Origin of the sequence: Ferruginibacter paludis, assembly GCF_030409685.1 — a bacterium.
GTDB lineage: Bacteria > Bacteroidota > Bacteroidia > Chitinophagales > Chitinophagaceae > Ferruginibacter > Ferruginibacter paludis.
This window is the reverse complement of sequence record NZ_JAUFQJ010000024.1, coordinates 658,109-680,313: the sequence shown is the minus strand read 5'-3', so window position 1 is coordinate 680,313 and position 22,205 is coordinate 658,109. Positions and strand designations below refer to the sequence as shown.

The following is a 22,205-nucleotide window of genomic DNA, read 5'->3' as shown; positions in this document are numbered from 1 at the left end:
ATTTGCAGGAATGAATTCAGTAAAACCCTCGTTACATACTTCACTTTCTCCTGCCCTGTTGCACTTATATAACGTAAGCAACAGTATCGTGGTTATCATTGATGTTTTAAGAGCAACCTCTACAATAGCCACTGTTTTACACAATGGCGCGAAATGCATTATTCCAGTTGATAGTGTGGCGGCATGCATACGCATCGGCAAACAGATTGAAGGCATTACCGCCGGCGAAAGAGATGGCCAGATAGCAGAAGGCCTGGCACACGGTAATTCGCCTTTTGAATATCCCCGGGAATTTGTGGGTGGCAAAACGCTGGTGCTGACCACAACCAACGGTACCAAGTTATTACATATGGCCCTGGAGAAAGGAGCCAAAAAAATCATCACCGGTTCTTTCGGCAATTTAACCGCAGTGTGCGATTATCTGATTGAGCAAAAGCGGCATGTAATTTTGGGATGTGCAGCCTGGAAGGACAGGGTGAATATAGAAGATACCTTGTTTGCAGGGGCCGTCATCAACCGGGTAAAAGAACATTTTACTATCAACTGCGATGCGTCACAACTGGCCGAAACAATGTATACGGATGCCCGCGAAGATATGTTTGAATTTTTGAAAAATAAAAATGCCTCTCATTATCACCGCCTTACAAAATTTGGTCTTGAAAAAGATATCCGTTATTGCCTTACAGAAGATGCCGCCAATGTTTTATGCGTATACGAAGGCGGAAAACTGGTGGTAGGGGTACAGGGAGAACAGGTTTAAATAACTCCGCCATTTAATAAACAGATATAATTTTTGTTTTCTGCACAAAGCTCTTTCATACACCGCCTTTCTTTATTTTTTGTTACTTTTGCAAATTGCCTTTTCGAAAGCATGACTTTAATCTAACCCTTTCAACAAACCGGTTGCGACGGGGGTTAAATAATAATCTGCAGGAAGAAATCCAGGCTGGAATCAAAAACATTGTATGGCCCTTTCACATCTCATTAAATACGTTTACAATACCGGATCCGACGAAGTAATACGCCGTGGAAAAAAAATCCACGCTATCGGCTATGTAGAAATGGTGGAACATGATGAACTGATGAACAGTGTAGTGTTCCGGGTAAAAGATGATACCTACAGTACATTTTACAAAGTGGCTGTCAGCAAATACAATGATCCGCAGGCGCTTTCTCTCCGCTGCGGGTGTCCTTATAATTTAGGCGATATCTGCCGGCATGAAGTAGCTGCGCTTTTTAAATTGCAGGAACTGGTAGATAAAAATTTGCTTGGGTCATCTAACCTGCAGTACAGCCAGCTGCACACGGTGGCCAAGATGAAAAATATTGAGTTGAAAGTAATGCGGGTATTGTCATCCCCGGAAATTTTTGAAGCTGCTGAAAACTTCGTACTGAAAAATAAAGCGAAGATCATTGTCGCTGCCAATGAAAGAGTGGAAGCTTCGCTGGATTACGAGGGTCAGACTTACCCACTGGTAATACAAAAAAATGATGAGCGCAATTTTGATACGTCCTGCCGGTGCAGTGAAACAGACCATCCGCTTTGCGTGCATAAAACCATTTTGTTTTTACAATTGCTGCAAACATATGGGCCATACTATTTTGATACCATCCGTAACTGGGATAAAGAGAAAAATAAATTGCTGCAGATATACGGTTACAGTTTAACTGATGACCTTGCCGGAAAATTTGAATTTGTTTATAAAGATGGCAAGCCCTTTTTAAAAGTGCTGGATACCAGTATAAAAAGGGTGGCGGCAGTGGCGCCGGTTGAAAGACCATCTTATATGCACGAAGCTCCAAGAGCACAACCTGAAGTAGCCACGGTTGAAGTTCCTCTAAAAAGACTGGGGCTGATCTTTAATTTCAATACCACAGCCTATCCATATTTTGCTGTTGATGCGGTGCAGGGCGATGCTGATGAAGAAAACAAAAAGTTATTGGGCAAGATTGAAAAACTGGATCTTACAAAATATGTAAACACTGAAATATTCAGTGAGGATGATAAAATACTGCTGCAGCAGATACGCAAATTGCAGGCCTCGGAAGTAAATAAATACCTCAACAGGAATTCACCTTTCAGCGGCATTTGGGAAAATATTATTCAAACGGATGGTGATGAATTTCCTGAGGAAACGAAATTGCTGATAACTGAATACCTGCAACCAAAGCTGAAGAAGCTGTTTGAAGAGCAGCGGGAAAATCCTTTTGTATATTACCTGCCAAAACACAAGGCTTTTAAAACAGAAAACCTGGTTGAAGTAGCATTGAGCGATAATTTTATTGAACCGCAGTTTAAAATAGTAGCTAAAGACGATTATTTTGAGTTGCAGTGCCGCTTTAATATCAATGGTGCGGCGCAACCTGTTACAGGTAATGAATGCAGCAATAGCCTGTTGTTTTTATACAATCATATTTTTTACCTGTGGCAAAAAGCAGAAGATGTTTTGCAGGCAGAAAAATTTATTAAAAACGGCAATGTAAAATTGAGCAAGGAAAACTGGGCGGCGCAGATGCAAAAGACCATCATGCCTTTAACCAAGGAATACAAGGTGGAGTTTGACAAGTCGCTGGTAAAAGAAATAAAAAGCGGCGAACCGGAAGTGAAACTGATGTTGCAGGAAAAGGGAGATTACCTGGTTTTTCAACCCATTTTTACCTACCAGGGATTTGAAACAAGGGCTACCGATAAAGAGACCATTACCATCCCAGACGGTGATAAGATATTGATTGTCCATCGCAACAGGGAGGCAGAGCAACGGTTTACAGACATGCTGTCTTCCCTGCATTCCCAGTTTATTCAGCCGCAGGAAGGCAACAGTTTAATTTTAAAAGGATCGGATGTATTGCGCAATAACTGGTTCTTTTTGTTTGTGGATGCTATGAAGGAAGCCAAAATTCCTGTGTTTGGTTTTGAGGCTTTGCGCAACTTCCGGTTCAATACTGCCCGGCCATCTACGCATATACACGTCAGCAGCGGGTTGGACTGGTTTGATGCCAAAGTGGAGATTGATTTTGAAGGTCAGCGTGTGGGAATCAATGATATTAAAAAGGCCCTCGCAGCCAAACAATCTTTTGTACAGCTGGGTGACGGCACACTGGGCATTTTGCCGGATGAATGGTTGAAGCGATACTCGCTGTTATTTAAAGTAGGCGATGGTAAAAATGATAAACTGCGTTTGTCAAAATACCACATGAGTGTGATTGATGAGCTGTATGAAAACAGGGATGCCACAGAATTAAGCTTTGCGCTGGACGAGAAATTTCAACGCCTGAGAGAATACAAGCAAATACCGGAAATAGCTGTTCCGACTGAATTACAGGCTGTGTTACGTCCTTATCAAACTGCGGGTTATCAATGGCTGAATTATCTGAACGAAGTAGGCTGGGGAGGTATTTTAGCGGATGACATGGGTTTGGGTAAAACCGTACAGGCGCTCACCATGCTGCAACAATACAAAACACAGGAAGCCGGTCTAAGGGCGATTGTAATTTGCCCAACCACCCTGATCTATAACTGGGAGAATGAAATTAAAAAATTCACGCCCGAACTTACCTGGCTGATTCATCACGGCAGTATGCGTACCCGGGATGTGGCAGAATTGCAGAAAGTAAATGTGGTAATTACTACTTACGGAACGCTGCGCAGCGATATACAAACGCTGATGAAAATTATGTATGATTATGTGGTGCTGGATGAAAGCCAGGCGATTAAAAACCCGGCATCTAAAGTTACAAAAGCTGCCTGTTTATTAATAGCAAAAAACCGCTTGTGCATGAGCGGTACACCATTGCAAAACAATACGTTTGATATTTTTGCCCAGATGAATTTTTTGAATCCGGGCTTGCTGGGCAGTATGGATTTTTTCAGAAATGAGTTTGCAACACCGATTGATAAATTTGGCGAACAGGAACAAAAAGACCACCTGCGCAAATTGTTATATCCATTTATTTTAAGGCGTACCAAGGAGCAGGTGGCTAAAGATTTGCCGGAAAAAACAGAAACCATCCTGTTTTGCGAAATGGAAAAAGAGCAGCGAAAAATTTATGATGCTTACCGGAACAGTTACCGGGATAAGATCATGGGCGTAATCGATCAGCAGGGTATAGATAAATCACAGTTGACCATTTTACAGGGCTTGATGAAACTTCGACAGATATGTGATAGTCCTGCTATTTTGAACGAAGAAGAAAAATATCCCAATCACTCGATTAAACTGGATGAATTAACCAGGGAGATATTTGAAAACATTGGTGAACACAAGGCGCTCGTATTTTCGCAGTTCCTGGGCATGCTTGCACTTATAAGAGAAAAACTTACGGAGCAGGGTATTCCTTATGAATATTTTGATGGTAGCACCAGTATTACCGACAGGCAGAGGGCAATAGACAATTTTCAGAACAACGATGAGTGCAGGGTATTTCTTATCTCATTAAAAGCCGGAGGTGTGGGTTTGAACTTAACTGCAGCAGACTATGTGTATATCGTCGACCCATGGTGGAACCCGGCTGTTGAACAACAAGCTATTGACCGTACACATCGTATCGGGCAAACAAAAAATATTTTTGCTTACCGGATGATTTGTATAGACACGATAGAAGATAAAATTCTGCAGCTGCAGGAACGTAAGCGCAAACTCGCGAGCGAATTAATTTCTGACGATATTAATTTTGTCAAAGCACTCAGTAAAGCAGATGTGGAATATTTATTCAGCTAAGTAATGGCAACCTTTTTTCTTAATAGGTATTTATTAAGAGGCAATAAAATTTTTAAGTCTTGAAAATTCGTTCTGCGATTCCGAAGTAAATACACTTTTAAAAGCGTTGAAAAAAAATTTTACAAAAGAAGGCATGGAGGAGGATTTTGGTTGGTTTGGGTTTTTCATATCATTGGTTTTTAATTCATAAAGCTAATTGATAGGATCAAGCATTGCAAGCGTGGATGTTCGTAATTTTACAAGTAGTATTTTCCGAAATTTTATTCACAATTGTGGCCGTTATGTTAATAACTCAGCAATGAAAAAAATATTGTATACCAACAAGATTTTTTTTAAAAAGAAGTTTTAGCCTGCGCTGGCCTTTTATCATGGTAAAAAAGAAGCAGCCCGATAGCGCCAGCTGTCACACACATATCTGCTACATTAAAAATGCCCGTCCTTATACTTCCCAGTCCCACATTCATAAAATCGGTAACATGCCGGTCAAATAAAATACGGTCAACAATATTACCGATACCACCTGAAAACAAAAGGGCCAGGGAAAAGACTTTCATGGGATTCATGTTACGGAGATTTTTCAGCGTATATGTAAACAGGCCCAACAAAAAGGCAAGCGGTAATATACTCAACAGCCAAAAGCTGGCTTTTACCGGAAGGTCGTCGCCCAAACTCATTGCTGCGCCAGTGTTTTCAACGTATTCCAGTCTTACCGTATCATGCATATAAGACAACGGTTCCTTGTTTTTAAGTTGTTCTTTTGCAATGTCTTTTGTAATTCTGTCGCAACTGATGAATGCAAAACAGCTAACGCAAAACAGTAAAATTTTAATCCTGGTTTTCATATCATTAATGTGAAAGTGCATAATATTGGGTTGCCTAGATACCAAGCATTATCAAAAAGAAAGAAAGTTTGTTGATCAATTAACCAGCCCTTAAAAAACCTACTCACTTCAGATCAACACCTGTTTAATAATCAATTACCTGTTCTTCCATCATAACCGGCATCTGCCTGAACTCATATTGCTGGTTGCGTAACTGTGGTTCAAAGCCAGCTTCTTTAATGGCATCCTGTATTCCTTTGCTGGTAAAGCGGTGCGGGGCGCCCGCGGCACTTACCACATTTTCTTCAATCATGATACTGCCAAAATCATTGGCGCCTGCATTTAAACACAACTGGGCTGTTTTTTTACCTACCGTAAGCCAGCTGGCCTGGATATTTTTTACATTGGGCAACATAATCCGGCTCATCGCAATCATTCGTATGTATTCCTCGGCTGTTGTGAGGTTGTGTACACCCCTTATTTTGGCCAGCAATGTATCTACATCCTGGAAAGTCCATGGAATAAAGGCAATAAAGCCTTTCGCATTTTCCGGTTTGCGGCTTTGTACTTCTCTTATTTTTGCTAAATGCTCAAAACGTTCGGTAATGGTTTCTACATGCCCAAACATCATGGTAGCACTGGTTGTAATGTTTAATTCGTGTGCTTCATGCATAATATCCAGCCACTCCTGACTGCCACATTTTCCTTTGCTGATCAGGCGACGCACCCTGTCTGTTAATATTTCTGCTCCGGGACCTGGTAAACTGTCGAGACCGGCTTCTTTTAACGCCATCAAAACTTCTCTGTGCGTACTTTTTTCCAACTTGGTAATATGAGCTACTTCCGGTGGCCCAAGCGTATGCAACTTTATGTTAGGATATAAGCTTTTCAATTCTTTAAACAAGCCTGTGTAATAGCTTAAACCTAAGTCGGGATGATGACCACCCTGCAACAGCAATTGTTCACCACCATACCGGATGGTTTCATCAATTTTTCTTTTATAGGTTGCTATATCTGTTATATAGGCTTCAGGATGCCCGGGAACACGGTAAAAATTACAGAATTTGCAGTTGGCAATACATACGTTGGTAGTATTTAAGTTCCTGTCAATAATCCATGTCACTTTTCCATGAGGTACTTGTTTTATCCGCAGTTCATTGGCCACAAACATTAATTCCGCCAGGGGCGCATGTTCAAATAAAAAAACACCTTCTTCTACCGTTAAAAATTCAAAAGCCAGCGCTTTCTGATATAATTCGTTTAGTTGCATAAACACCTTTTAAATAATAAGTAACAAAATTACACTCATTAGGTTGTATATTTATTTACAGGCAAAATAATTATACCTGCCTTCTGCTGCCTGTTACAGCATTTGCCATACTGAAGCTGCCTGCAGGTTATTTTATACGTATCAGTGTCGGACTTAATTGATAACCGCGATAACGTAAATATATTTTGGGATGATTAGGAAAATCTGCTTACTGATTACAATACTTTTTGCGGTAAATTGTTATGGGCAGGAATTGTTGACACCCGTGCTTAAAGCAAATTATCTTACTAAATTTCCGTTTAAACAATTTAGTGGCGGTGTAATGGTAATAAAGGCAAAACTGAACAATATAAAAGATTCCCTCAATTTTATACTGGATACAGGCAGCGGCGGCATCTCCCTTGACTCTTCCACTGCTGCTCATCTTAATATTAAACTAACACCCTCCGACACCATCATCACCGGTATGGGTAATAGTCATAAAGTTAGTTTTGCTTTTAACCAAACACTGCATTTTCCTGGTCTATCTATTGAACGGTTAAATTTTCATATAAATGACTACGACGTGTTAACCAGTGTCTATGGTGAAAAGGTGGATGGCATTATCGGATATAGTTTTTTCAGGCGCTATATTATAAAAGTAAATTTCGACAGTTCAATAATAGAAGTGTATAGCCCCGGGGAAATAACTTATCCTAAAAATGGCTCGTTGCTTCATCCGCTGTTTACTACCCTGCCTATACAAAACCTGGCTATAAAAGACAGGCGTAAAATTGATTTCAATTTTTATTTTGATACCGGAGCCGGGCTTTGCTTTTTAATGAGCGACAGGTTCGCTGAGGACAGTGCCATCCTGCTTTCAAAACGAAGGCCGATGTTGACACAGGCGGAAGGAATGGGCGGTAAAATCCAGATGAGGGTTACCGTGATAAAAATGTTGCAGGTAGGCCGATATAAATTCAGAAACGTTCCAACTTATTTATACAGTGATGAATTTAATGTAACCTCTTATCCAAATGTTGGCGGATTGCTGGGCAACGATCTGTTACGGCGCTTTAACCTGGTTATCAATTACCCCAAACGCGAAATTCACCTGCAGCCAAACACTCATTTTGCTGATCCCTTTGATTATTCCTATACGGGCATGGCTGCTTATTTTGTTGATGGCAATATCCTGGTGGATGATATTATACCTGGCTCACCGGCAGAAAGGGCCGGTATCTTTAAAGATGATATTATTATTAGTGTCAACAATAATTTCAGTAATAATATCATGCAATACAAAGACATCTTACAATCTGCCAAGGAGAAAATTAAAATTATCGTGCGGCGAAAAGGAGAATTGAAACAACTTTTTATTAAACCAAAAACTATTTTATAGCAAAAGTTTATAACAACACTACCCTAACTTTGCCCAATGATTCAATATGAGAAATTTACCCTTGATAACGGACTAAGGGTATTGGTACACACCGATACGAGCACCCCAATGGCAGTAGTAAATGTTATTTATGATGTAGGTGCAAAAGACGAAAACCCCGAAAAGACAGGCTTTGCACATTTATTTGAACACCTGATGTTCGGCGGCAGCATCAACATTCCCACTTATGATGAGCCTTTACAGGTGGCAGGTGGCGAAAACAATGCTTTTACCACCAATGATCTTACCAATTATTATTGCCAGTTACCGGCTGAAAATATTGAAACTGCTTTTTGGCTGGAAAGTGACCGTATGTTAAGTCTTGCTTTTGATGCCAAAAGCCTGGATGTACAGCGTAAAGTGGTATGCGAAGAGTTTAAGGAGCACTACATCAATAAACCCTACGGTGATGTTTGGCATAAAATGCGGGAACTGGCTTACAGCAAACATCCCTACCGCTGGATGACCATAGGTAAAGAATTGAAACACGTGGAAGATGCCACTTTGCAGGATGTAAAAGATTTTTTTTACAAGCATTATACACCGGCAAATGCCATATTGGTAGTTGCAGGCAACATCACTACAGAAGCGGTAAAAGCGCTGGCAGAAAAATGGTTTGGGCCAATTCCTTCAGGCACAAAATACATTCGCAACTTGCCTGTTGAACCGCCACAAACCGCGCCGAGAACAGCAGAAGTAAAAGCCAATGTACCGATAGATGCCTTGTACAAATGCTGGCATATTTGCTCCCGGTTGGATGATCGCTACTACGTGACCGATCTAATTACGGAAATATTAAGTGGCGGAGGTTCGTCCCGTTTATTCCAGGCCCTGGTTAAGGAAAAACAATTGTTCAGCAATATTGAATGTTCACATTCGGGTAGTACGGATGCCGGTTTGTTGAGTATAGAAGGTAAACTGGTAAAAGGCGTACAAATGAAAGATGCCGAGGCGGCGCTGATGGAAGAAATTTATACCCTTCAGCAAAAAGGCATTACCGAAAAAGAGCTGCAAAAAGTAAAAAACAAAACGGAAAGCAGCCTGGCTTTTGAAGATATGAGCGTGATGAGCCGTGCTACCAATCTGGCGATGTACGAATTACTGGGCGATGCTGAACTGATCAATACTGAGCTAAACAAATACCAGGCTGTTACAACGGAAGAATTGCTGAATGAAAGCAAAGCCATTTTTAATGAAAATAATTGCAGCACGCTGTATTATTATTCCAATAACTAAATAACGTTTCCTGTTGCAGGAACATGAAAAGCAAACATTACATGCTAAACAGAACAACGCCGCCATATATAAAAGATGCCATTGAATTTGACCTTCAACTGAAACCATACGAAAAAATGGTACTGGATAACGGGGTTGAAGTGTACGCTATTGATGCCGGTGCCCAGGATGTACTGCAGATGGAAATGATATTTTATGCAGGTAACAGTTTTGAAAAAAACAATGCGGTTGCCGCTGCCACAAGCTATATGCTAAAAAACGGCACTTCCACCAAAACAGCTTTTGAGTTAAATGAGCATTTTGAATATTATGGTGCATATTGTAACCGTACCTGCAAGCACGAAACAGCTTCGCTGACACTGCACACACTAACCAAACATTTGAGTGCAGTGTTGCCAGTTGTAACGGAGATGATTGCTGATTCAATTTTTCCGGAACAGGAGCTGGCCATTTATAAACAAAACAGCAAGCAAAAGTTATCAGTCAATCTGCAAAAATGCGATTTTGTTGCTAACCGGTTGATTGACGCTTATGTGTTTGGTGAAGATCATCCATATGGTAAATATATTGCAGCTGCAGACTACGATGCACTAACTACCGCACAACTCAAAGAGCATTTCAATCAATATTATTTAAACGGACACTGCGTAATATTTGTAGCGGGTAAACTGCCCTTCAATTTATTCGATTTATTAAATACACAATTTGGGAAACTAAGTCTGAAGCCAGGCGCACTGTTGGTTACAAAAACGATTGTGCCTGCACCTGCAAAAAAATACCGGGTTACCAACGATGCCGAAGGTGTGCAGGGAGCTATCAGGATTGCCCGTGACTTCCCCAACCGTCACCATCCGGATTTTATGAAGATGATGGTGCTTAACACAGTGTTCGGTGGCTTTTTCGGTTCCAGGTTAATGAGCAATATCAGGGAAGATAAAGGCTATACATACGGCATTCACAGCTATGTACAAAACCACCTGCAGGATTCCGCTTTGCTCATCAGCACAGAGGCTGGTAAAGATGTGGCAGAAGCAACTGTAGAAGAGGTTTATAAAGAAATGGCAATATTGAGGGAGGAGTTGATTGATGAAGAGGAATTACTGTTGGTTCGCAACTACCTGATCGGTAGTATTCTCGGCGACCTTGATGGTCCATTTCACATCATTGGCCGCTGGAAGAACATCGTGCTTAATAATTTAGATGAGCAGTATTTTTATGATTCGGTAAAAATGATTAAAACGATACCGGCAGAAGCTTTGAGAGAACTGGCTAACAAATACTTGCAGCCCGAAGCTTTTTATGAGCTGGTTGTTATTTAAAAAATGCCGGATTAGCAACTTGAATAAAATGAATATCTTCTGCAGCTAATTTTATTGGCCGTTTTTTGATATCAATCAAATTTTAATTACCTGTTTAGAATTAATAAATAATACTATTATCTTTAAAGGATAAGAGCAGCAAATGAACTTTGTATATAAAATTCTGATTACGACGGTAAACGTTTTTATACTCGCAGCCATTTTACCCGGGGTAGAAATTGTAAACAATAATATTGTAACCGCCGTAATAGTAGCACTGGTACTGGCGGTGCTGGATGCGATAGTAAAACCCCTTCTGATTTTGTTGACATTGCCCGCCACCATTTTAACCCTCGGTCTCTTTTTATTTGTAATCAATGCCTGCATCATTTTACTGGATGCGCATTTTGTACACGGTTTCCAGGTGGATGGTTTCTGGTATGCGTTATTGTTTAGCGTAGTACTTTCCTTCTTTAATTCGTTTGTACACAAGCGGGCTTTTCCCGATCAAAAAAACAGGTAGTTGCAAAATACAGTTACCTTCTCTCAAACCTTGTTTTTTAGTTGGCCTCAATAAACCATCACTACTTTTTGGCGTTTCAATACTCTATAAAAAGCAACTCAATTTTCCTTCACTGGCTGTTAAGGTTCACACCAGACAATAGTTTATCACGCTCTCAGATAAATAACAAACCGGGAAATGTAAAGAAATCAGCCATCAAAAAATCAGCCATCAGACATTTCTTCAAAGCGTTTGTGCGCTCACCAACATCCATTAACTTCACGTTCTGAATCATCCATTAAATAAACGGGTATGCAATTCCATAGAAAAAATTATTCCGGCGAAGAACTTATCAGCCTGTATAAAAATCTGTTGCTCCCGAGAATGATTGAAGAAAAAATGCTGGTATTATTGCGCCAGGGAAAAATTTCTAAATGGTTCAGCGGCATCGGTCAGGAAGCCATCTCCACTGGTGTTACCATGGCATTGCAACCCGATGAATGGATCATGCCATTGCATAGAAACCTGGGTGTATTTACAACAAGAAAAATGCCCCTTAATAAATTATTTAAACAATGGCAGGGCAGTAAAGACGGATACAGTAAAGGCCGTGAAAGAAGTTTTCATTTTGGCAGTAAAGAGCACCATATCTGCGGCATGATATCACATCTTGGTCCGCAAATGGCCATTGCTGATGGAGTAGCACTGGCGTATAAATTGTCGGGGAGCGATAAAGTAGCTGTAGCATTTACAGGTGATGGAGGTACCAGCGAAGGTGATTTTCATGAAGCATTAAATGTAGCCGGCGTATGGGATCTGCCGGTAATTTTTGTAATAGAAAACAATGGCTATGGGTTGAGCACACCCGTGAGTGAACAGTACCGTTGTTTCAGCCTGGTAGAAAAAGCCCGTGGTTATGGCATGGAAGGTATTCAGATTGACGGCAATAATATCCTGGAAGTATACGACACCATCCGGGGGGTAAAAGACTATTGTATCCATAACCAAAAACCTTACCTGGTTGAGTGTATGACTTTCAGGATGCGTGGTCATGAAGAAGCCAGCGGCACCAAATATGTACCGGCGCATTTATTTGATTTGTGGCAGCAAAAAGACCCCATCAAAAATTATGAAGATTACCTGCTGCAACAGGAAGTGTTGACGGAACTAACTATTATGGATATCCGCAATGAATGCAGGGAATATATCGAGAGCGAATTACACACCGGGTATGACTCAACACCTGTTATTGCCGACACGGAAGAAGAGCTGGAAGACATTTACGCCTGGCCGGAAAAGAAGCCGGTTTACTTTCAGGAAACGCCCGGTAATACCCATCCTGAAAAGCGTTTTATAGACGGGATTAAAGAAGGGTTGTATCAATCAATGCAACAGCATGATAATTTAATATTGATGGGCCAGGACATTGCGGAATATGGCGGCGCTTTTAAAATAACCGAAGGATTGGTAGAAAAATTTGGTAAGGAAAGGGTACGCAATACGCCTATTTGCGAAAGTGCCATTGTAGGTGCAGCGCTTGGTTTATCAATGGAAGGCTACAAGGCGATGATGGAAATGCAGTTTGCTGATTTTGTTACGGTGGGCTTTAACCAGGTAATTAATAACCTGGCAAAAATTCATTACCGCTGGGGCCAAAATGCCGATGTAGTAATACGAATGCCAACGGGCGGTGGCGTGGGGGCAGGTCCATTTCACAGCCAGAGCAATGAGGCGTGGTTTGTACATACACCCGGTTTGAAAGTGGTATATCCATCCACTCCCATCGATGCCAAGGGGCTGTTAATCGCTGCAATCAATGACCCTAACCCGGTGTTGTTTTTTGAACACAAAGCTTTGTACAGAAGCATCAGCGGGCCTGTGCCGGAAGCCTATTTTGAAATTGAAATAGGCAAGGCGAGACTGGTACAAACCGGCGGCGACCTCAGCATTATTACTTATGGCGCAGGCGTACACTGGGCGACACAATATGCAAAAGACCATCCCAAATTAGCTGTGTATATTTTGGATTTGCGCACATTATTACCACTGGATTATTCCGCAATCAAAGCTGCGGCACAAGCTACGGGAAAGGTCTTATTGTTGCATGAAGACACGTTAACAGGCGGTATCGGTGGCGAAATAGCCGCCTGGATTGGGGAGCACTGTTTTGAATTTCTCGATGCACCTGTGATACGATGCGCAAGTCTTGATACACCCATTCCCTTCAATATTGAACTGGAGAAAAATTTTATGGCCTACAGCCGGTTGCATGAATGTGTGGAGAAACTGATGAATTATTAACGGTAAGGATTGCTGTAAGCATAATAGCATTTTATAAGGTCAGGCTAGCTGATTGTATAATTTTATTTGTATGAAACAGTGTATTTTACTTACGGCATTTCTTCTTGCCCTGTATACAGGCAATTTCAGCTATGCGCAAACGTTGAAAGCTGCAGCTTCTGTAAGAATAATTACTCCCAATCCGTTGTTACCCGTCTCCGGCGGTGTTGGTTTACCCAACGCAGTTACTTCTAAAAAAGGAGATTTGTTTGTGCGGGCATTGGTATTGGAAAAAGGAACTAACCGAATAGCCATTGTAAGTATTGATAATCTTGGCTGGTCGTCTATCCTGGGCAATAAATCGAGGGCGCTGATAAAAGGGATTACTCCGGCAAACATTCTGATCGGCTGTACGCATACACACAGTGCACCGGATGCCTACGCTTTTCCCGATGAAAAAGGAAAAACCGGAGCCGATTTAAAATACCTTGACTGGTGTACACAACAAATAGCGGATGCTGTAAATGAAGCAGTAAAAAAACTGGCCCCGGCAACGTTAAAAATTGCAGTAGGTGAAGCCAAAGGTAAGATTGCCTACAACTACTATGCTAATGAATTGTATGATCCCCGTTGCGGCGTGATACAGGCGATTGCGGCTGAAGGAAATAATAAAGGAAAACCCATTGCTACGCTTGTAAATTATGCCATACACCCCGAAGTGATTGGTTCGGAGCAGGCCATATTAAGTCCCGATCTCTGCGGTCCTTTGTATGAAAGAATTGAATCTGCTGTTGGAGGTGTTGCATTATTTATGAACAGTGCGCAGGGTGGCATGGTAACGGCAGACAACCGACGTGAAAATGGTAAAGAGGCAAACGACTGGCAGGAATGTATACGCATTGGAAATTTGCTGGCGGACGAAGCGCTCCGCCTGGTTGGTGCAGCCCCGGAACAAAAAGATCCTGTTTTGTATTGTGCATCCAGGATGATTGAATTTCCGGTGGAGTCGCCCATGATGCAATACATAATTGAAAACTCGCCCTTAAAACATCCGCATGCAAAACCGGGCATTGTCACCGCCCAATTAAACCTGCTCAACATAGGCACAGCAGAGATTGTAACAGTTCCCGGCGAAGCACTTCCCAATATTGGCTATTATGTAAAAAGGCATATGAAAACCAGCCATCCTTTTCTTTTCGGCCTTACAAATGATGCCTATGGATACATATTGAGCAAGGTTGATTTCAACAGTTTTAAACGCTATGATTACATCAGCCAAACATGTCTCGGTGAATTAACCGGCGAAATTTATATGGATGCTGCTTTGAAGCTGATTGCTGAAAGTCCGGCAGCGGAATCAGTAAAATAGGAGGCAGTGTCTTTCTGCACTGTACCACAATTTTTCAAATAATATTGAACTTTTAGTCCAAATTGTTTTGCAGCATTTGTAAATAAAATTTGTCAAGTTGTTTATAGTATTAAATAATAACAACAAAAAACAACCAGGTTTTCTGGTTCTTAAGCAACTCATTTAATGGGTTAATTATCGGAGCCCTTATCTCCTACAAACCAATGCTCTTTATCTTTAAACAACACATTAAATGTGGTAAGCGAACCGTAGCAACGCGTAATGTATTGTTGCATGTTTACTTTTTCTTCATCGCTTAATTTTTTATTGCTGTTGATATTCTGTTCCAGCACCCGCAACCTGTCACGCAGCATAACTATCTTATGAAAAAAATCTGCTACAGGAACCTCCTTCGGCTTTAAATTTTTATCAGCTGGCTGCAATAATAAAGTGCCACCAATCCACTTTTCGCCCAGTGGAACCATTTCTGTCACGTTGCCCCATAAGCGCAGTATTTTTAAAAGTGACTTTTCAGTTTCAGAAACGGTCTCCACTTCAACGGTACAGTTTTCAGGTATAATTTCATCCAGGCTATTGTCAGTTTTATCAATTTCTTTAATGCCATGATGAATAAAGGAGATCATATAAGTTGCGTAACGAACGCCGATAATAACGCCTGGTCCAAATTGAGTATGTTGCAACCGGGTGCCTATGCCAAGGGTAGTTTGATCCATATATTTTTTTTCAAAAATATCATTTTCAGAATAATCAGGGCGTTTCTTTTTTTGCTTCCCCGGTTAACAATTCTTTTTTAAACTGGTAAGATGCATTGAGAATATACTGGTAAAAAACGGCGGTAGAAGTACGTTGCGTAAAATCATAGTCGGGACGGTAGCGAATCATGAAAGTATCCAGCGCTTTACCCTCCAGCCGTGTTATTCTTTTTACCAGCGTTTTATTAAAACGGTAATTGATGTAAGTGTCCTGCTCCTGTTCCAGCAGCCGGTTCTGCATATACTTTAACCGCTTGTTTCTTTTAAAACGAAAGATATTTATGAATTCATCCAGGTCAAGTCCGCCGCCACCGGAATAATCTGAAACCGAAGTGCTGATACCTGGCCGCTGGTAATTGAATATCTTCGCATACTCTTCCCTGTTGGCAATGGAATCTTCTTTAAAACTGCGGGTAAACACCCTCACTTCCTTTAAAGTCCGGAATTTTTCTGTTAATCTGATGTGCAGTGAAATATCAAAACTGCCAATATTTTCAATATTCTTTATTGCGAACCTGGCGGTGGGTTTATTATTGTAAATGAAAGTAAGCGAATCTTTGTCGGATGCGCCAATTTCATAATGTCCGCTTGAATCTGTAACAGCGGTCATGCCTCCACTGCTTTTTACCAGTACGTTTTTAACAGGGACCGTTCGGCTCGAATCGTATACCGTACCACTGATAGTTAACTGGGCTGCAACCGACCCAATCATCAGCCAAAAAAAAAGTATACAACAAAGAGTTTTTATAAAATGCTGCAAGAGGATGAAAATTATATAGCGCAATATTACACGAACATAGGCTGTTCCTGTAAAATAACAGGCCTTTTAACTGCGATTTTGCAATTTTAATACTTGTTCAATAACTGTCGGGTAATGTTGATGTTCCAGTAAATGAATTTTTTGTGCCAGTATGCCTGCATCGTCTGCTGCATCAATTTTACAGGTTGCCTGATAAATAATGTTGCCATGGTCATATAGTTCATCCACATAATGAATGGTAATACCACTTTCTTTTTCGCCTGCCGCAATAACGGCCTCATGTACCTTGCTGCCATACATCCCTTTACCGCCATATTTGGGTAACAGGGCAGGATGAATATTTACAATTTTATTGGGGTAGGCTTTGATCAGTGAGGAGGGGATTTTCCATAAAAAACCAGCGAGTACAATAAATTGTATACCTAGTTTTTTAAATTCACTTATATAATTATCTGAATGAAAAAATTGTTCTTTATCCAGCAGCATTGTATTAATGTGATGTTGTTTTGCAATATCCAGCACACCGGCTCCGGGTTTGTTACAAACAATCAGCGCCACTTTACCTGCTCCAGAATGAGCGTTAAAATAGTCTATAATTTTTTGGGCATTGCTGCCTGCACCACTGGCAAAAATGGCTATTAATGGAGGGTCTGGTATTTTTTTACCCGATATTTTGTCCCAGACCTTTACAAGATATGCTTTAAAAAAGGAAAACTGGCCAAACGGAATGCTTACCACCATCACACAGACTGGCCATAACAGACTGACCAGTACTATATAAGAAAATATCCAGATCGTTTTCTCTTCAATGGAGATAATAGCCAGTATTTTTCTTGCTGCAAGGCCGCAAAAACTTCCTCCTATGGCAAAAGTGAATATAATAAGAATGAGGTTAATGCCATTTACTTTCCAGCGTTGTTGTAGTTTTTGCAGCATCCGGCAAAAATCAATCAAAAAACTGGTAGTTGCTAACCAACCTGCAAAAATTATCAGCAAAAATCTGTTTACAAAAAGATGACAATATGTATTATAAGTGTAAAACAATCCGCTGAAAATCAAGCTGGACGCGGAAAAATTTTTTTTTACAATGTTGATATTATGTGGGTATACTAACTTATTTTTGCACCCACAGAAGGATATTCTTCCACTTAAGCATTCGAATAACTGTATGAGTCGCTATAGAAAAATCTTAACAAAAGTCTTCGCAAGTTTACTTTTCATCGCATTGGTTTCGTCAAGCAAAATAAGTTTCGCCGCTGATGGTGAAGCCTTATTTAAAGCGAACTGTGCCAACTGCCACAAACCGCTGGAAGATTATACAGGTCCGAAATTACAGGGAGCAAGAAGCAGGGAACCCAACCCAACATGGGCATATAAATGGGTAAATAATGTAAATACCATGGTGGAAACAGATCCTTACGCTAAAGGACTCTTAGCCAAATATGGTGCCAAAATGACCCAGTTTAACCTGAAGGAAGAGGAGATAAAAGCGATATTGGATTATGCAGATAATTATAAAGCCCCTGCTGCCCCAACCGCAGGTACAGCAGGTGCTCCGGCCGAAGACAATTCTTTATTATTCGGTATTTTAACGCTGGTACTTGCCGTAATTGCCTTAATATTATTACAGGTAAATAGCAGCCTGCGCAAACTATCAGACGAAAAAGATGGTATCATCCGTACTGAACCTGTTCCTTTTTACCGCAATAAGACTTATATCATGATGGGTGTGCTGGTATTGTTTTGCCTGGGTGGCTACATTACGATTAATGCGGCAATTGGCCTTGGCCGTATGAAAAATTATCAGCCTGAACAACCTATTTACTATTCCCATAAAGTACACGCAGGTACTAACCAAATCAGTTGTTTGTATTGTCACGGTGGCAGCCAGGATAGCAAACATGCAAACATTCCATCTGTAAACGTATGTATGAATTGCCACATGGCAATTAAGGAATACAAAGGGGATCCCATTGTAAGAGAAGACGGCAAATCGGTAAATGGAACAGCCGAAATTCAGAAATTATATCAATATGCAGGATGGAATCCTGACGCGAAAAAATATGATAAGCCGGGTAAAGCTATTGAATGGATAAAAATCCATAACCTGCCTGATCATGTATATTTCAACCATAGCCAACACGTTAAAGTAGGTAAACAACAGTGCCAAACTTGTCATGGTCCAATACAGGAAATGCCCGAGGTGTACCAGTTTGCTGATTTAAGCATGGGCTGGTGTATCAATTGTCACAGGGAAAGCAAGGTTAATTTTTATAATAAAGAATCTGGCGAAGGCAATAAATTTTACAGCATCTACGAGAAATTTCACAAGGATATCAAAGAAGGCAAACTTGACAGTGTGACGGTAGAAAAAATCGGTGGAACAGAATGTCAGAAATGTCACTATTAATTTAGCGTGCCTACGGGAAGTTAAGCAGGGAGAAAATGAAGCGCATCTGTAGTCATTTTCAAATTTTCAAATTTTCGAATTTTCAAATTGTATTATGAGTAATAAAAAGTATTGGCAAAGTTTTGGAGAATTAAACGAGTCAGACGCTTTTAAAAAGGCGGCTAAAGATGAATTTAAAGAAAATTTGTTGCCATTAGAAGATCTGGACGATGGTTTGCTAAATGCCAAAGCGCCCCGCAGGGATTTCCTTAAATACTTGGGATTCAGCACTGCCGCAGCAACTATTGCAGCGAGTTGCGAAATGCCTGTTCGCAAAGCCGTGCCATATCTGCGCAAACCAGATGACGTGATTCCGGGTGTTGCCAATTATTACGCTTCAACATATGTCAATGAAGGCGACGTTGTACCAGTATTGGTAAAACAAAGAGATGGCCGCCCGATTAAGATTGAGGGAAATGAAGCTTCTGCTATAACCGGCGGTGGAACCAGCGCCCAGGCACAGGCATCCGTACTGGATTTATACGATACCACACGCTTGCGTTACCCGATGCAGCACGATGGCAAAGATTTTAAAGAAGTAACTTCTTTTGACGCATTTGATAAACTGATTGCAACTGCAATGGGTGCAGTAGCAGCAAAGCCAACAGTGATTCTCACTTCTACTATTACTTCTCCTGTTACACAACAAATAATTACTGAATACCTGGCGAAAAGCCCCGCTGGCAGTAAACATGTCCAGTATGATGCTATTAGCTACAGCGGTATGATATTGGCCAACCAGGCTTGTTATGGAAAAAAGGGTTTGCCCTCTTACCATTTCGATAACGCTAAAGTAATTGTTAGTCTGGGTGCGGATTTTTTAGGAACCTGGTTAAGCCCGGTGGAATTTTCCGGCCAGTATGCCAAAACCAGAAGAATTACAGGCGAAAAGCCGGAAATGAGCCGCCACATTCAGTTTGAAGGCGCACTGAGTTTAACGGGAAGTAATGCCGATGACCGCTATTTACATAAACCTTCTCAAACTGGTGCGATAGCGCTGGCCTTGCTGGCAAAGCTGGGCGGAGCTGTAAGTGCAGCCGCAATAAATGACCCTGCCGTGGCTAAAGGAGTTGATGCCGCAGCCGCAGCTTTAAATGCTAATAAAGGGGCTGGCCTGGTAGTTTGCGGAAGTAACGAGGTAAATATTCAGATTATCGTAAATGCTATCAATGAAGCAATTGGTGCAAATGGTAAAACTATTAACTGGGCAGTAACGAGTAATTACCGCCAGGGAATAGACTCAGATATAGTGAAATTGACAGAAGAAATGAATGCTGGCGCAATTGGTGCGTTATTGATATATGAAAGTAACCCGGTGTATACCTATTACGACAGCAAAAAGTTTGCTGATGGTTTAAAGAAAGTTCCTGTTACAGTATCTTTCAACGGAACAATGAATGAAACCACCGAATTGTGCAAATTCAGTATTCCTTCCAACCACTGGCTGGAAAGCTGGGGTGATAGCGAAGCAAAAACAGGCTTCATCAGTTTACAGCAACCTACAATTAACCCCCTGTTTAAAACAAGACCGTTCCAGGCTTCCTTGTTAAAATGGAGTGGTAATGCTACAGATTACGAAACGTATTTTAAAACATACTGGACTGCCAAAACCGGTTCAGCAGATAATTATGATAGTGCTTTACAATCCGGTTTGATTCAGCCTGCAGCAATGCCCGTTGGCGCAGCTACATTTAGCAGTGGTCCGGTAACAGAAGCCGCAGCAAAAATTGCCGCTGTTAAAGGAGGCAATTATGAAGTAGTAATCTATCAAAAAGTTTCAATAGGTAGTGGCAAGCAGGCAAACAACCCCTGGTTGCAGGAAACACCGGATCCAATTTCAAAAGTAACCTGGGACAACTACGCTATTATGAGCCCGGCTATGGCTAAAGCTGTGCTGGCCCTGGATGTAATAGGCAGTCAATACCAGGGAGACGGATACGAAGTACACCCGGAAAAACCAACGGTGAAATTAACAGTCAATGGAAAATCACTGGAACTACCGGTATTAATATTACCTGGTGTTCATCCAAGTGTAATTGCCGTTGCACTGGGTTACGGCAGAGAAAGTGCGGATAAAAACAGAACCAGTGAATACATAGGGAAATCAGCAGCAGGAGCAGGATTTAATGCTTACCCGCTGGTTGGATTTGATGGTACAGGATTTAGCTATACCGGTGCTGCAGAAATTGCTAAAACCGGCAATACTTATCCGCTTGGACAAACACAGGTTCACGGGTCTTCAGAAAGCCGCCCCGTTATTTACGAAACAAGTCTTTCGAAATTTATTGCCAATCCGGAACAGGTTTGTGCAGAACCAAATGAGGAAAGAGCAAAACTCATTCCTTTCGGTGGAACAGAATATAGAAAAGATGCTACCATATATCCGGACCTGATGGAAGAAAAGCCGGGTATCAAGTGGGGTATGAGCATTGACCTGAATACATGTACCGGTTGCAGCGCTTGCGTGGTAGCTTGTACTGCAGAAAACAATGTGAGTGTGGTGGGTAAAACACAGGTAATGCGGGCACACGAAATGCACTGGTTGCGTATTGACCGTTATTTTACCGGTGATATGAATAATCCGGATGTTGTTTTTCAACCGATGATGTGTCAGCATTGTGATAATGCACCTTGTGAAAACGTTTGTCCGGTAGCAGCTACAAACCATAGCAGTGAAGGGTTAAACCAGATGACTTATAACCGGTGCATCGGTACAAGATATTGCGCCAATAACTGTCCGTTTAAAGTACGTCGGTTTAACTGGCTTGATTTTAATGGTGCTGACAGCTTCCCTGACAATCAGAACCCACTACTGGGAGTAGATCTGAATGATGTAACGCTTCAAATGAATGACGATTTAACTAGGATGGTGTTGAACCCGGATGTAACTGTTCGTTCAAGAGGTGTTATTGAAAAATGTTCATTCTGCGTACAGCGTTTACAGGAAAATAAACTGATTGCAAAAAAAGCAGAAGACCCGACGCTTATCCGCACGGTGAAAACAGCGTGTATGCAGGCTTGTCCAACACACGCTATCAGCTTCGGGAATGTACATGATAAAGAAAGCGATGTTTATAAGATCAGGTTCGTTGATCAGAAACACAGAAACTTCTATGTGCTGGAACAACTGCACGTATTGCCGAATGTGAGCTACCTGGCCAAAATTAAAAATTCAGACAGGCACGTGACCAACGAAAAAGAAGAAGGCGAAGAGGAAAAGCATGAAGGTGCAAAAACGGCAGAAAAGGAACACGCATAAAAGATTCACTAATTATCCCAAAGGGGATTTTAGCATGGCTTGACAATAAATAAAACGTAATATCCCCATTA

Annotated in this window: 15 protein-coding genes; 10 read left to right on the top strand and 5 right to left on the bottom strand. The window is 41.2% G+C overall.

Translation table 11 applies throughout. The annotated features are described in order from the left end of the window. Positions 1-10: 10 nt before the first annotated feature. Both QWZ08_RS27255 and QWZ08_RS27250 read left to right on the top strand, forming a co-directional pair. Complete coding sequence (locus tag QWZ08_RS27255; RefSeq protein ID WP_290340956.1) at positions 11-760, top strand: 2-phosphosulfolactate phosphatase; 750 nt, start codon at positions 11-13, stop codon at positions 758-760. 205 nt (positions 761-965) lie between these two features. Continuing rightward, complete coding sequence (locus QWZ08_RS27250) at positions 966-4,718, top strand: DEAD/DEAH box helicase (protein WP_290340955.1); 3,753 nt, start codon at positions 966-968, stop codon at positions 4,716-4,718. Between the two features lie 332 nt (positions 4,719-5,050). Here QWZ08_RS27250 and lspA read toward each other — a convergent pair whose 3' ends face one another. Then, entirely contained in the window at positions 5,051-5,560 is a 510-nt protein-coding gene (lspA, locus tag QWZ08_RS27245; protein WP_290340954.1) for a signal peptidase II, read from the bottom strand. A gap of 124 nt (positions 5,561-5,684) precedes the next feature. Continuing rightward, entirely contained in the window at positions 5,685-6,809 is a 1,125-nt protein-coding gene (gene mqnC, locus QWZ08_RS27240; RefSeq protein WP_290340953.1) for a cyclic dehypoxanthinyl futalosine synthase, read from the bottom strand. A gap of 190 nt (positions 6,810-6,999) precedes the next feature. Here mqnC and QWZ08_RS27235 point away from each other — a divergent pair, with 190 nt between their 5' ends. The 6 genes from QWZ08_RS27235 to QWZ08_RS27210 all read left to right on the top strand — a co-directional run bounded on the left by QWZ08_RS27235 (position 7,000) and on the right by QWZ08_RS27210 (position 14,914). Next, entirely contained in the window at positions 7,000-8,190 is a 1,191-nt protein-coding gene (locus QWZ08_RS27235) for an aspartyl protease family protein (protein WP_290340951.1), read from the top strand. A 36-nt stretch (positions 8,191-8,226) separates the two neighbouring features. Then, complete coding sequence (locus tag QWZ08_RS27230) at positions 8,227-9,465, top strand: M16 family metallopeptidase (protein WP_290340949.1); 1,239 nt, start codon at positions 8,227-8,229, stop codon at positions 9,463-9,465. A gap of 41 nt (positions 9,466-9,506) precedes the next feature. Beyond that, positions 9,507-10,784: a M16 family metallopeptidase gene (locus QWZ08_RS27225; RefSeq protein WP_290340947.1), complete on the top strand. Its 1,278-nt coding sequence runs from the start codon at positions 9,507-9,509 to the stop codon at positions 10,782-10,784. 142 nt (positions 10,785-10,926) lie between these two features. Then, complete coding sequence (locus QWZ08_RS27220; RefSeq protein ID WP_290340945.1) at positions 10,927-11,286, top strand: phage holin family protein; 360 nt, start codon at positions 10,927-10,929, stop codon at positions 11,284-11,286. 291 nt (positions 11,287-11,577) lie between these two features. After that, positions 11,578-13,566, top strand: coding sequence for an alpha-ketoacid dehydrogenase subunit alpha/beta (locus QWZ08_RS27215; protein ID WP_290340943.1), 1,989 nt, complete (start codon positions 11,578-11,580; stop codon positions 13,564-13,566). A 70-nt stretch (positions 13,567-13,636) separates the two neighbouring features. After that, positions 13,637-14,914, top strand: coding sequence for a hypothetical protein (locus QWZ08_RS27210; protein ID WP_290340941.1), 1,278 nt, complete (start codon positions 13,637-13,639; stop codon positions 14,912-14,914). A 170-nt stretch (positions 14,915-15,084) separates the two neighbouring features. On the opposite strand, the gene QWZ08_RS27205 is transcribed toward QWZ08_RS27210, so the two are convergent. The 3 genes from QWZ08_RS27205 to purN all read right to left on the bottom strand — a co-directional run bounded on the left by QWZ08_RS27205 (position 15,085) and on the right by purN (position 17,422). Further along, on the bottom strand, positions 15,085-15,627 hold the full coding sequence (locus QWZ08_RS27205; protein ID WP_290340940.1) for a DUF8685 domain-containing protein: 543 nt from the start codon (positions 15,625-15,627) through the stop codon (positions 15,085-15,087). Positions 15,628-15,661: 34 nt separating this feature from the next. After that, the gene (locus QWZ08_RS27200; protein ID WP_290340937.1) at positions 15,662-16,378 is read right to left on the bottom strand and encodes a peptidase associated/transthyretin-like domain-containing protein; all 717 of its coding nucleotides are present in this window, start codon (positions 16,376-16,378) and stop codon (positions 15,662-15,664) included. A gap of 114 nt (positions 16,379-16,492) precedes the next feature. Next, complete coding sequence (purN, locus tag QWZ08_RS27195) at positions 16,493-17,422, bottom strand: phosphoribosylglycinamide formyltransferase (protein ID WP_290340935.1); 930 nt, start codon at positions 17,420-17,422, stop codon at positions 16,493-16,495. A gap of 172 nt (positions 17,423-17,594) precedes the next feature. On the opposite strand from purN, the gene QWZ08_RS27190 reads away from it, so the two are divergent. Beyond that, entirely contained in the window at positions 17,595-18,836 is a 1,242-nt protein-coding gene (locus tag QWZ08_RS27190; protein WP_290340932.1) for a c-type cytochrome, read from the top strand. Positions 18,837-18,930: 94 nt separating this feature from the next. Next, positions 18,931-22,134, top strand: a complete 3,204-nt coding sequence (locus tag QWZ08_RS27185) for a TAT-variant-translocated molybdopterin oxidoreductase (RefSeq protein WP_290340930.1) — start codon at positions 18,931-18,933, stop codon at positions 22,132-22,134. Positions 22,135-22,205: the final 71 nt, after the last annotated feature.